We start from the raw sequence: 12,279 nt of genomic DNA, 5'->3' as shown, positions 1-12,279 counted from the left end.
ACCAAACGGCAACGGTTACGCCCCCGGCAACGGCACCCGCGGCACGCCCGGCGTGCCGATCACCCCGGCCAGCCAGGGCAGCGAGGCGCGAAACACCCGCGCGGCGAACGGCCAGTCATGTTTGCCCGGTTGAGCGACGACCGCGCACGTGATTCCGTGATCGCGCCCGGTTCCGCACAGCGACTGCGCCGCCCCGAGCTGTCCGCCCGCGCCGGTCGTCGGTGCGAACGCGGCGGGGTTGACCGGCGTCGCCCCATGCGGTGCCGGTGCTGAGGTGTTGATCGCGAACCAGCCCGACACCCCGGAGTAGCGGCCGTGTCTGGTCATCACCGTCGTCGGGTCGAACGCCGCCCAGGCGTTGGCATCGCCACCGAACAGCCGGCTGATGGACTGGGCTTTGGATCCGGCGTTGGGACCCACATCGCCGGCGATGTCGACGAAGGCGCTGAACAGCTCCGGGTGCATGACGGTCAGATCGACCGCGCAGGTGCCGCCCATCGACCAGCCGACGACGCCCCAATGCTGCGGCCGCGGACTGACCCCGAATTCGGAGACCAGATAGGGCCCCACATCTTTGGTGAGGTGGTCAGCCGCCCGGCCGCGCGGCCCGTTGACGCATTCGGTGTCGTTGTTGAACGATCCGCCGGAGTCGACGAACACCAGGACCGGGGCGTTGCCGTGATGTGCGGCGGCGAAGTCGTCGACGGTGGTCACGGCTTCCCCGGCCCGCAGCCAGTCGGCGGGGGTGTTGAATTCGCCACCGATCATCATCACCGTCGGCAGCGGCGGTGGCGGATTGTGGGTGAACCACGCCGGCGGCAGGTAGACCAGCTCGCCGCGATGCTTGAAATGTGACTTGTCGGCCGGAATCGTCACCGGCACAACGCGACCTTTGGCCGGCACCATGCCGGCGGCCGTCATCGCGGCGATGGTCGCGCGGTCGGTCTGGTCGGGCAACGGCCCGGCGGTCAGCTGGTTCCAGGCGTTCTGGACGGTGGGGAAGTAGCCGACCCACAGGTTGAGCGCCAACGCCGCGCTGAGCAGGCAGGCCGGCGCCGCCAGCAGCGACAGACCGCGGCGCCACCACCGTGCGCTGCGCCACCCGAGGATCACGACCGCCGCGGCCAGACCGCTCAGCGCCAGCCAGATCCACAGCACGGTGGGCGCTGAATCGTCGGCCAGGCCGCCGGCGGTGATGTACCAGTGCACCACCGCCGCGACGGCGACGCCCAGCGCCGTGGCCACCGGCAGCGCCAGCAGCCGCCAGCGGCGCGAGCGCCAGCCGACCGCGACCACCAGTGCCGCCACCGTCAAAGCCTGCACGGTCAGCGGCAGCCAGCCGTGCATCAACGACGTGTGCTCCGCGGCGAGCACCGAAGCCCTCACTGCTACATCGTGAGCCGCAACACTGAGAAGGCGCTGTGAGCTGGCGTGTTCAGCGCAGTTTGGCCAGCGGGAAGGGCAGCGTCTCGCGGATGCTGCGGCCGGTGATCAGCATGACCACCCGGTCGACGCCCATCCCCAGCCCGCCGGTCGGCGGCATCGCATACTCCATGGCCTGCAAGAAGTCCTCATCGAGCTCCATCGCCTCCGGATCCCCACCGGCGGCCAGCAGCGACTGCTGCTGCAGACGCCGCCGCTGTTCCACCGGATCGGTGAGTTCGCTGTAGGCGGTGCCCAATTCGACGCCCCAGGCCACCAGATCCCACCGTTCGGCGACCCCCGGCTTGCTGCGGTGCGGCCGGGTCAACGGTGACACCGAGGTGGGGAAATCGGTGTAGAACGTGGGCTGTTCGGTGCGGTCTTCGACCAGGTGCTCGTAGAGCTCCAGGACCACCGCGCCGGCGTCCCACTGCGCCAGATAGCGGATTCCGGCCGCATCGCACAACCGGCGCAGGGCGACCACGTCGGTGTCGGCGTCGATGTGCTCACCGAGCGCGTCGGAAACCGCGTCGTGCACGGTGCGCACCGGCCAGTCGCCGGAGATGTCCACCGGCTGCAGCCCGCCCCCGTCGCGGGGCCGCATCACCACCTGCTCGCCGTTGGCGGCCGCCGCGGCGTTCTGGATCAACTCCCGGGCACCGTCGATCCACACCCGGTAGTCCGCGTGCGCCTGGTAGGCCTCCAACAGCGTGAATTCCGGGTTGTGGCTGAAGTCGACGCCCTCGTTGCGGAAAGCGCGGCCCAGCTCGAAGACCCGCTCCACGCCGCCGACGCAGAGCCGCTTCAGGTACAGCTCCGGCGCGATACGCAGATACAGATCCAGGTCGTAGGCGTTGATGTGGGTGATGAAGGGTCGGGCGTTGGCGCCGCCGTGAATCGGCTGCAGGATCGGGGTTTCCACTTCGAGGAACCCCTTGGCATGCAATGTGTGCCGGATGGCTTGCAGCACGTTGCTGCGGGCGCTGATCAGCTGCCTGGATTCGACGTTGACCGCAAGATCCACATAGCGGTTGCGGACGCGGGCCTCGGGATCGGTGAGCCCCTTCCACTTGTCGGGCAGCGGGCGAAGGCATTTGCCGGTCAGCCGCCAGCTGCGCACGATCAGCGATCGGGTCCCGGACTTGCTGAAGCCGATCTGCCCGGTCGCCTCGACCAGGTCACCGAGGTCGATGGCGTTGCCGAAATCAGCTGCACGGCCCTGGGATAGCACTGAATTGTCCAGCAGCAGCTGCAGCTCACCCGACCAGTCGCGCAGCTGGGCGAACAGCACCCCGCCGTAGTCACGCATCCGCAGCACACGCCCGGCGACCGATACAGCAGAGCCGTCGTCGTCGTCCCGGCCGGCCAGCGCTTCGGCGACCGTGTGGCTGGGCGGCAGCCCTACCGGATAGGCGTCGACGCCGCCCTCCTGCAAGGCTTTCAGCTTGTGCATCCGCACTCGCACCTGTTCGGGCAGGCGGGCGCCCCGTTCGGCGTTCCCGATCAGGTCGGCCGGCAACGACGACAGGTCCGGTGCCGAGCCGTCGCCGTGCAGCAGTCCGGTCGCCACCAGGTTCTCCGGCACCGATGTGTGGTGGCCGGTGTGCTGCTCGTTGCGCCGGGAGAACGGCAGGATCAAAAAGCCTTCGGCGATGACTGAGGCGATGCCGACCCGCGGGATCAGCCGCGCATCCTCGTAACACGCATAGCGCGGCACCCATTCGGGTTGGTATTTCATGTTCGAGCGGTACAACGACTCCAACTGCCACCATCGCGAGAAGAACTGCAGCAGACGGCGCCACAACCGGGCGATCGGCCCGGCCCCGAGTTGCGCGCCCTGCTCGAAGGCCGAGCGGAACATGGCGAAGTTCAACGAAATGCGGTTGACGCCGATGCCGTTGGCCTGCAACGCCAACTCGCTGACCATCAACTCGATGGTGCCGTTGGGGGACTGCGGGGAACGGCGCATCAGATCCAGCGAGACACCGCTTTGGCCCCACGGCACCAGCGACAGCATCGCCACCACGGTGTCTCCAGCGCCGTCCCGGCGCATGGCCTCGACCAGCAGGCAATCGCCGTCGGCCGGATCACCCAGACGCCCCAGCGCCATCGAGAAACCCCGCTCGGATTCGGTGTCCCGCCAGGCGTCGGCCCGCTGGATCAGCTGGGTCATCTCCTCGGCCGGGATCTCGTGGTGCCGGCGGAAGCGCACCGTCAGACCGGAGCGTCGCGCCCGCGTCACCGCCTGGCGGACCGCACGCATGTCGGGGCCGGACAGCCGGAAGTCCGACGGATGCAGAATGGCCTCGTCGCCGAGCTCCAGCGCGTTCAGACCGGCTTCGCGGAACGCTTGCGCACCTTGCGAACTGGCGCCCATCACGCCGGGGGTCCAGCCGTAATCCTGGCAATGCCGCAGCCAGGTGCTGATCGCCTGCGGCCACGCCTTGGGGTCACCGAGAGGGTCGCCGCTGGCCAGGCAGACGCCGACCTCGACGCGGTAGGTGATGGCGGCGCGGCCGCTCGGGGCGAACACCACCGACTTGTCGCGGCGGGTGGCGAAATAGCCCAGCGAGTCGTTCTTGCCGTACAACTCCAGCAGCCCGCGGATGGCCGACTCGTCCTGCCCGGTCAGCGCGTTCTCGGCGCGCTGGGACAAGAACAGCACGATCGCGGCGGCGATCAACGCCATCGCGCCGAACAGCCCGAACACCGACCGCAGCACCACGTCGGGTTTGCCGGCGAAGAAGCCCGACTCGACCACCGCGAACCCGACCACCCGATTGATCACGTAGGGCAGTCGGTAGGCCGGTTGCAGGGTGCCCGGCAGCAGTTCCACCAGCCCCCAGGAAATCAGGATGCCGACCGTCCAGGCGACCCCCAGCACGATCGCCGACCGCAGCAGGGCGCCGCGACGGACCTTGGCCCAGAACTCCCGGTAGGCCGGCAGCAGCAGGATGATCGTCGCCGCCTGCAGTATCAAGCCGACGGTCGCGCCGATGACGCCCAGCCGGGTGGGCTGGCGGGTGGTCAGGTCGATGACGTTGAGCGCGGCCGCCACCGCCAGGTTGCCCAGCAGCAGCCACCACGCGATGCGCTTGCGCGCGGTCAGCGCCGCGGCCAGCAGCGCCAGCACAAACGCCCACGCCACGCTGGTGTCGGGGAAGTTGAACAGGTAGTGGTCGACGAATTCCCGCGGAACCTTGATGATCCACCGGATCAGCGGCGACACACTGCCCAGCAGCGACAGGGTGGCGGTGATACCGACGATCCAGCCCGCGGTCGCGGGCACCCAGTGAAAGCGGGTACCCGGCCGGCGGTTCACCCGGGGCACGGTCACGGTCACGGTCACAAGGCGCGAGGATAAGCCGTCAAACCGTGTAATGGGTGAACGGAAACGTCTCGGTTACGTCGATACGGGGCCGGTCTGCCGTTCGCCGGGACCCTGCCCGGGCTCGTCGGGGGCCGCGCTGGCTTCCCGGAACGCCAACTGCAGACTTTTCAGGCCGTCGCGGACCGGGGCGGCGTGCAACCCGAGGTACTGCGCCGAGGCGGTCACCAGCCCGGCCAGCGCGGTGATCAGCCGCCGCGCCTCGTCGAGGTCGCGGTGCGGGCTGGTGTCGGGGTCCGCGGCGCCCAGGCCCAGTTTCTCGGCCGCGGCGCTCATCAGCATCACCGCGGCTCGGGTGATCACTTCCACGGCGGGGATGTCGGCGAGCTCGCGCACCGGCGGGTCGTCCGGGGTGGGCGTCGGCTGGATGTCTGGATCGGGGGTCACAACTGCTAGACTGACACGCGCGACCGTCCCGGCGTACGCCAGGGACAGCAAGTGGAGTCCCACTCCCACCGTTGGCCGGATCGGCTCAGCGGTCCGGTCGCGGGTATCGCTGGATATCCGTTCTGCGCGTTGCGCAGGTGGTTCACCCTCCGGGGAGGGCCATGATCGGTCGGCATCGGGCCCTGCTGTATGCAGGGCTTTTTCGCTGATGGGCGGATTCTTCCCCTGCTGATTCCCGGGCCTGGCCAGGCGAGGGTCGTGACCGGAAGACTACCCAGGGAGGTCCCATCAGCACTGAGATCCGCGTCAACGAGCGCATTCGCGTACCTGAAGTCCGATTGATCGGCCCGGGAGGGGAGCAGGTAGGCATCGTGCGCATCGAAGATGCGCTTCGCGTCGCCGCAGATGCCGATCTCGACCTCGTCGAAGTCGCCCCCAATGCCAGGCCTCCGGTCTGCAAGATCATGGACTACGGCAAGTACAAATACGAGGCGGCGCAGAAGGCACGAGAGTCTCGCAAGAACCAGCAGCAGACCGTCGTCAAGGAACAGAAGCTGCGTCCCAAGATCGACGACCACGACTACGAGACCAAGAAGGGCCACGTGGTTCGCTTCCTGGAAGCCGGGTCGAAGGTCAAGGTGACGATCATGTTCCGCGGACGCGAGCAGTCCCGGCCCGAACTGGGCTACCGACTGCTGCAGCGGCTGGGCGCCGACGTCGCCGACTACGGCTTCGTCGAGACCTCCGCCAAGCAGGACGGCCGCAACATGACGATGGTGCTGGCACCGCACCGCGGTGCCAAGACCCGCGCCAAGGCCGCTGAACAAGCCGGCGCGGCTGCGGTCAAACCCGCAGCCGACGACACACCAGAAAACTAGGAACTGAGGACACATGCCTAAGGCCAAAACCCACAGCGGCGCCGCCAAGCGTTTCCGGCGTACCGGAACCGGGAAGATCGTGCGCCAGAAGGCCAACCGTCGGCACCTGCTTGAGCACAAGTCGACCACCCGCACCCGCCGGCTCGCCGGTCGTACCGTGGTGGCGGCCAACGACACCCGGCGTGTCAACAAGATGCTCAACGGCTGACGAGAGCCTTCCCCTTACCTTTTTCAACGAGAGTAGGAACACCCCATGGCACGCGTGAAGCGGGCAGTCAACGCCCAGAAGAAGCGGCGCACAGTCCTGAAGGCCTCCAAAGGCTACCGTGGACAGCGGTCCCGGCTCTACCGCAAAGCCAAAGAGCAGCAGCTGCATTCGCTGACCTACGCCTACCGTGACCGCCGCGCCCGCAAGGGCGAGTTCCGCAAGCTGTGGATCTCGCGGATCAACGCGGCGGCTCGGGCCAACGACATCACCTACAACCGGCTGATCCAGGGTCTCAAGGCCGCCGGGGTCGAGGTGGACCGCAAGAACCTTGCCGAGATCGCGGTCAGCGACCCGCAGGCGTTCGCCGCGCTCGTCGAGGTCGCCCGTAAGGCGCTGCCCAGTGATGTGAATGCGCCGTCCGGCGAGGCCGCCTGACCGCCGCAGGCTTGCTGACCGAACGCTCGGCCCGGGTGGTCGCGGCGGTCAAACTGCACCGGCATGTCGGCCGGCAGCGCGCGCAGCGGTTTCTGGCTGAAGGGTTCAACCTGGTCGAGGCGGCGTCGCGGCGCGGCCTGGTCGCCGAGATCTACGCCACCGAGGCCGCGGCGCGCCGCCACGCCGCGCTGCTGGACACCTCGTCGGCCACGATCCACCTGGTGACCGAGCGTGCGGCAAAAGCATTGTCGGACACGGTGACTCCATCGGGACTGGTGGCGGTCTGCGAGGTGCCGAACCCTGCGCTGGACCAGATCCTGGCCGGCGATCCGCGCCTGATCGCGGTGGCGGTCGGGATCGGTGAACCGGGCAACGCCGGCACGCTGATCCGGATCGCCGATGCGATGGGTGCGGCCGCGGTGATCCTGACCGGCAACAGCGTCGACCCGTACAACGGCAAATGCCTGCGGGCGTCGGCGGGCAGCATCTTCTCGGTGCCGGTCATCGAGGTCCCCGACGCGGCCGTCGCGGTCGCCGCCTTGCGTGACGCCGGTCTACAGATACTGGCCACCACGCTGGACGGTGAGACGACCCTCGATGACGCGCAGCTGGCGGCGCCGACGGCGTGGCTGTTCGGGCCGGAAGCCCATGGCCTGGCGGCCGACGTCGCCGCGCTGGCCGATCACCGGGTGCGGATCCCGATGACCGGCGGGGCGGAAAGTCTCAATGTCGCTGCCGCCGCGGCGATCTGCCTCTACCAGAGCGCGCACGTCCAGCGGCCCGTTGGGTGAGGTGACACAGGGTGAGGTGACACAGGGTGAGGTGCCATCAATCTGACCCGTTGGGGCTGTATCGAATCGGCTCGCCGGCGCCCCCGGACGCGACCCGCATGACGCGGTGGCCGCTGCCGTCCGCTGTCACTTCCGTCCGCCGCCACGGACCGATCAGGCCCTCCTCAGTGACCTGGCCCGACGATGCGGCGGCGGGAGGCGGTGAGAACTTTCTTTACTCGTATCAAGGCTTCCGCCGCGTAGGTTCTCGAGGAGGTGCAGCGATTAGAGCGGACGGTTTCGCCCTGCTGCTGTCGGTCTGGTGAGAACCTTCGAAACCGCCTTGGCTGGGATATTGGCCACTCGGGTCACCCAGCCTGTTAGTCGGATGACCTGCTCTCCTTCGGTCTTGGGCCTGGCAACCTTCCAGCGGGACAACAGATTCCGAATCTCTTCCGGGTCGTCGGACAGCGGCTTCGGTGTCGCTGCCGGTGTTCGGCTGAATCGCGGTGCCGGTGCGGGCTGACGCACTCCATCGACCTCGATGAAGGCGTTACGGGCCTGGTTGTGCGGGTGCTGGTGTGCCTCCCACGGACTCAGCACGGGCACGACGCAGGCATCCGATTTCAGCGAAGGCCGCCGCCCATTCGTCACGGGTGCGTTGCTTGAACTTGGCGCCGATGACGTCGCGCAGTTCATCCCAGCGGGTGCCGTCGAGCTGGAACGGCAGCTCCGGATCGTCGATGCCGAGTCCGTCCAGCAGCTGCAGATAGAACGGGTGCTCGACGCAGCCGACAGCCACGTATTTGCCGTCGGCGCACTCGTAGGTGTCGTAGAACGGAGCGCCACCGTCGAGCAGGTTCTGCCCGCGAGGCTGGTCCCACAGCCCGTTCTGGTGCATGCCATGCATGAATGCGGTGAGCAGCGCCGAACCGTCGACCATCGCCGCGTCGATCACCTGCCCGAGGCCGGAGCGTTCGCGCTCGTAGAGCCCGCCGAGCACGCCGAGTGCGAGAAGCATTCCGCCGCCGGCGAAATCGCCGATGATGTTGGCGGGGGGGCAGCGGACGCTCCCCGGCGCGGCCGACGAGATCGAGCGCCCCGGAGATCGCGATGTAGTTGATGTCGTGCCCGGCCAGAGGGGCCAGCGGTCCGTCCGGCCCGTAGCCGGTCATCCGTCCGTACAGCAGCCGCGGGTTGCGCGACATCAGGTCGTCGGGACCGATTCCGAGCCGTTCGGCGACACCGGGACGGAAGCCCTCGATGAACACGTCCGCGGCGTCGACGAGCGCAAAGAGGGTCTCGCGGTCCGCGGGTTCTTTGAGGTCGAGCCGGATGGTGTGCTTGCCGCGGTCCAGCGGCCCGTCGGGCGGCACCAACCCGCCGCCGGGAGCGCCGCCGCGGTCGACCCGTACCACCTCGGCGCCCAGGTCGGCCAGGATCATGGCACCGAACGGGGCCGGCGCCAGCCCTGCCATCTCGACGACCTTGACGCCGTGCAGCGGTCCCATCGTCACAGGCTCTTTCCGATGATCATCTTCATGATTTCGTTGGTGCCCCCGTAGATCTTCTGGATACGGGAGTCGGCGAACACGCGAGAGATCGGGTACTCGGTCATGTAGCCGTAGCCACCGAACAACTGGAGACATTCGTCGGCGACCTTGCACTGCTGGTCGGCGAGCCACCACTTGGCCTTGGCCACGGTCGGCACGTCCAATTCGCCCACCAGGTGCTTGGCGATGCAGTCATCGACGAAGCTCCACGCAACGCTCTTGATGGTGTCGCACTCGGCGAGCACGAACTGGGTGTTCTGGAACTTGAAGATGGGTTTGCCGAACGCTTCCCGCTCCTTGGTGTAGGCGACGGTAAGCTCGACGGTCTTCTCGATCACGGCAGCCGCGATCACGGCGAGGAAAAGCCGCTCCTGGGGCAGCTGCTGCATCAGCTGGATGAAACCCAGCCCTTCGGTGGTCCCCACCAGGTTGGACTGGGGAACCCGGACGTCGTCGAAGAACAGCTCGACGGTGTCCTGGCCGTGCTGGCCGATCTTCTCCAGGTTGCGGCCACGCCGGAAGCCGTCGCGATCGGTCTCCACCACAATGAGCGAGGTGCTGTCCACGCCGCTGCTCTCGGGATTAGTCTTGGCGGCCACGATCACCAGATCCGCCAGGTAGCCATTGGAGATGAACGTCTTGGATCCGTTGATCACATAGTCGTCACCATCCTTGACGGCCTTGGTCTTGATGTTCTGCAGATCCGAGCCGGTGCCCGGCTCGGTCATGGCGATGGCGCCGATGGCTTCGCCGCTGGCCATCTTCGGCAGCCAGGCCTGCTTCTGCTCTTCGGTGCCATAGCTGCTGATGTAGTGGGCGACGATGGTGCTGTGCAGCGGGCCACCGAAACTCGGTGCCAGGGCACGCATCTGCTCGATCGCGATCACTGCGTCATGGGCGAAGGTGCCGCCGCCGCCGCCGTACTCCTCGGGGATGCTCGGGCACAGCAGGCCGAGGTCACCGGCCTTTTTCCAGACCTCGCGGTCGGTGTGCTGCTGGGCGCCCCACCGCTCCTCGTTCGGGGTGCATTCCTTCTCGTAGAACCGGCGCGCGAGATCGGTCAGCGCGTCCAGGTCCTTGTCCATCCATGCTGATCGGTGCAAGGCCACAGTGGAACTCCTCTGTTCTGTGATGACTCTGCTTCGACGCTATGGGTCTGGAGGGCGGCCACCAATGACCGCGGCGATCACCTCGTTGACCGGATCGCTCACGGTGCCACGGCGGTTCAGTGCTGATATGAGCCCGGCGCGCTACCGGTCCAGCGCCGGAAGGCCCGGGAGAACGCGCTGGGTTCGGAGAAGCCGAGCCGGCGGGACAGGGCCGCGACGGTTTCGTCGCCGCGCACCAGGCTGTCGATGGCGGCGTCGCGCAGGATGTCTTCCCGGATGTCGCGAGCCGAGGTGTTCTCCTCGCGCAGCTTGCGCCGCAGGGTCTGCGGGCTCATGGCCAGCTCGGCCGCGATGTCATCGACGCTGGGCCAAGCTCCGGTGAGCCCGCGTTGCAGGATGCGCCGCACCTGGCTGGTCAGCGAGACCCCGTAGTCACGTCGTTCGAGCACCCCGGCGGGGGCGTCCCGAAGGAAGTCCATCAACTCCTGCTCGTTGCGCACGATCGGTGCGGAGAGCACCTCGGCGTCGAACACCAGCGCCGGCGCCGGTGCCGAGAACCGCACGGGCGCACCGAAAAGCAGGTCGTAGTCGTCAAGTCCGGGATCGGCCGGGTACGGCACCTCGACCCCTCGCAGCGCCACCCTGCGACGAATCGCCCAGCCGATGAAGCGGTGCATGACGGCCAGCATGGTGTCGATGGCCAGGGCCACCGGCTGCGGCACCGCGCTGATGTCGAACGAGAGGCGGGCGGCTCCCGCGTCCTCGCACAGCATCACCGGCGGAACCCCCGGCAGGGACTTGTTGAAGCTTTCGAACCGTTCCAGGGCGACACGCACGTCGGCGGCGCTGAGCAGACCGAAGCACACCAGCCGGAAGGTGCCGCGCGGCACCGGCTGCAAACCCAGGCCGAGCAGCTCGTCATCGGTGACCCGCCACACGTCTCGAATCAACGCGGCGGCCTGGGCCATCGTGACGCGCGAGCGCCCCTCGTCGAGCAGCATCGGCTCGATGCTCGCCTCGGTGAGCAGGGCCTCGACGTCCAAGTTCAGGCGTCTTCCCAGCTCAACCATGTCCTGCACGCGCCGAATCGCGATCGTGTATCCAGACTCGGCGGACATGACGCCGACCGTAGCAACCGGACCGGCCCACCGGTGAAAGACGTGAGCGTTTCGGTCAACGGGGCGAGAGGTTTGGTCATCGCCGCGGCGCGGCCCCGCTCCGTAGCGTCGACCCCGACAACTCGCCCGATGATGCGCACAGGAGTTCACCAGTGGCCGATAACGAGGGATACAACCTCGACCGCCTCGATGTATGGGGCGACGAGCAGGAGTTCAAGGTTGAGGCCGAGCGCACAATCGCTTACGCCAAGGCCACCAACGACCCGATCGCCCAGCACTTGGACGGCACCTACGCGCCGCCGGTGTTCGCCGTCGTGCCGGCGATGGTGATGATGGCCGACGCCACCATGTCTGTGGTCCCGGACGATCTGATGCTGCGAATCCTGCATGGCGAGCACGACTTCCGGTTCCACCGGCCGATCGAGCCCGGCGAGGTGCTCACCGTTCGGGCCAAGCCGATCGGCATCGAGGGCAAGTCTTCCGGGGTGGTGGTGACCACGCTGATGGAAACGCGCAGCAACCGCGGTGACCTGGTCAACGAGCAGTACTTCATCGGGTTCTTCCGCGGCGGCCAATTCGACGGCTCTCTGGGAGTTCCCGCGCCCGATCACGCGTTCGACGACTCGCTGCGCGAGCGCGACCCGGACTTCACCGCGGTCCAGCAGTTCGACGAGGACCAGACCTTCCGGTACAGCGAGCCGGCCGGCGATCCGATGCCGATCCATCTGGACGACGAATTCGCCAAGGCCATGGGCCTGCCCGGGATCATCATCCACGGGCTGTGCACCATCGCCTTCACCTCACACGCGTTGATCACCAAGATCTGCCCCGAAGATCCCGCCCGGTTGAAGCGGCTGGCGGTGCGTCTGTCGAAGCCGGGCCGGCCGAAAGAGACCATTACCAGCCGGATCTGGCGCAAGGAAGACGGTGTGTACGCCTACGAGACCGCGGGCGACGAGAAGCCCGACAAGTTCGTCATCACCGACGGTCTCGCCGAATTCAAGGAGTGAA

General features: G+C 67.6%; 10 protein-coding genes and 1 pseudogene. 5 read left to right on the top strand and 6 right to left on the bottom strand.

Going from position 1 to position 12,279, the window contains the following annotated elements:
- Window positions 1-15 precede the first annotated feature (15 nt).
- The 3 genes from AC5Y36_RS07690 to AC5Y36_RS07680 all read right to left on the bottom strand — a co-directional run bounded on the left by AC5Y36_RS07690 (window position 16) and on the right by AC5Y36_RS07680 (window position 5,197).
- Entirely contained in the window at window positions 16-1,347 is a 1,332-nt protein-coding gene (locus AC5Y36_RS07690; protein ID WP_500040378.1) for an alpha/beta hydrolase, read from the bottom strand.
- 88 nt (window positions 1,348-1,435) lie between these two features.
- Window positions 1,436-4,711, bottom strand: coding sequence for a bifunctional lysylphosphatidylglycerol synthetase/lysine--tRNA ligase LysX (gene lysX, locus AC5Y36_RS07685; RefSeq protein WP_500040377.1), 3,276 nt, complete (start codon window positions 4,709-4,711; stop codon window positions 1,436-1,438).
- 114 nt (window positions 4,712-4,825) lie between these two features.
- Window positions 4,826-5,197: a DUF1844 domain-containing protein gene (locus AC5Y36_RS07680; protein WP_500040272.1), complete on the bottom strand. Its 372-nt coding sequence runs from the start codon at window positions 5,195-5,197 to the stop codon at window positions 4,826-4,828.
- Between the two features lie 287 nt (window positions 5,198-5,484).
- Here AC5Y36_RS07680 and infC point away from each other — a divergent pair, with 287 nt between their 5' ends.
- From infC to AC5Y36_RS07660, 4 genes are read left to right on the top strand one after another with little or no spacing between them, the layout of a single operon-like run.
- On the top strand, window positions 5,485-6,075 hold the full coding sequence (gene infC, locus AC5Y36_RS07675; RefSeq protein WP_500040376.1) for a translation initiation factor IF-3: 591 nt from the start codon (window positions 5,485-5,487) through the stop codon (window positions 6,073-6,075).
- Between the two features lie 13 nt (window positions 6,076-6,088).
- On the top strand, window positions 6,089-6,283 hold the full coding sequence (gene rpmI / locus AC5Y36_RS07670; RefSeq protein WP_500040271.1) for a 50S ribosomal protein L35: 195 nt from the start codon (window positions 6,089-6,091) through the stop codon (window positions 6,281-6,283).
- A gap of 45 nt (window positions 6,284-6,328) precedes the next feature.
- Entirely contained in the window at window positions 6,329-6,718 is a 390-nt protein-coding gene (gene rplT, locus AC5Y36_RS07665) for a 50S ribosomal protein L20 (RefSeq protein WP_500040270.1), read from the top strand.
- Between the two features lie 11 nt (window positions 6,719-6,729).
- Window positions 6,730-7,509, top strand: coding sequence for a TrmH family RNA methyltransferase (locus tag AC5Y36_RS07660; protein WP_500040269.1), 780 nt, complete (start codon window positions 6,730-6,732; stop codon window positions 7,507-7,509).
- A 450-nt stretch (window positions 7,510-7,959) separates the two neighbouring features.
- On the opposite strand, the pseudogene AC5Y36_RS07655 reads toward AC5Y36_RS07660, so the two are convergent.
- From AC5Y36_RS07655 to AC5Y36_RS07645, 3 genes and pseudogenes are all read right to left on the bottom strand, one after another.
- Window positions 7,960-8,999 (bottom strand): annotated as a pseudogene (locus tag AC5Y36_RS07655) (CaiB/BaiF CoA transferase family protein); the annotation flags it as partial.
- Between the two features lie 2 nt (window positions 9,000-9,001).
- A complete protein-coding gene (locus AC5Y36_RS07650; RefSeq protein ID WP_500040375.1) occupies window positions 9,002-10,126 on the bottom strand; it encodes an acyl-CoA dehydrogenase family protein in 1,125 nt (374 codons plus the stop codon).
- A 140-nt stretch (window positions 10,127-10,266) separates the two neighbouring features.
- Window positions 10,267-11,268, bottom strand: a complete 1,002-nt coding sequence (locus AC5Y36_RS07645; protein ID WP_500040268.1) for an AraC family transcriptional regulator — start codon at window positions 11,266-11,268, stop codon at window positions 10,267-10,269.
- A gap of 152 nt (window positions 11,269-11,420) precedes the next feature.
- On the opposite strand from AC5Y36_RS07645, the gene AC5Y36_RS07640 reads away from it, so the two are divergent.
- The gene (locus tag AC5Y36_RS07640; RefSeq protein ID WP_500040267.1) at window positions 11,421-12,278 is read left to right on the top strand and encodes a MaoC/PaaZ C-terminal domain-containing protein; all 858 of its coding nucleotides are present in this window, start codon (window positions 11,421-11,423) and stop codon (window positions 12,276-12,278) included.
- The last annotated feature ends 1 nt before the right edge of the window (window position 12,279 follow it).

Source organism: Mycobacterium sp. NGS50 (assembly GCF_059812545.1).
Note: the sequence above shows the minus strand (reverse complement) of the source record. Positions and strands in the feature narration are given on the sequence as shown.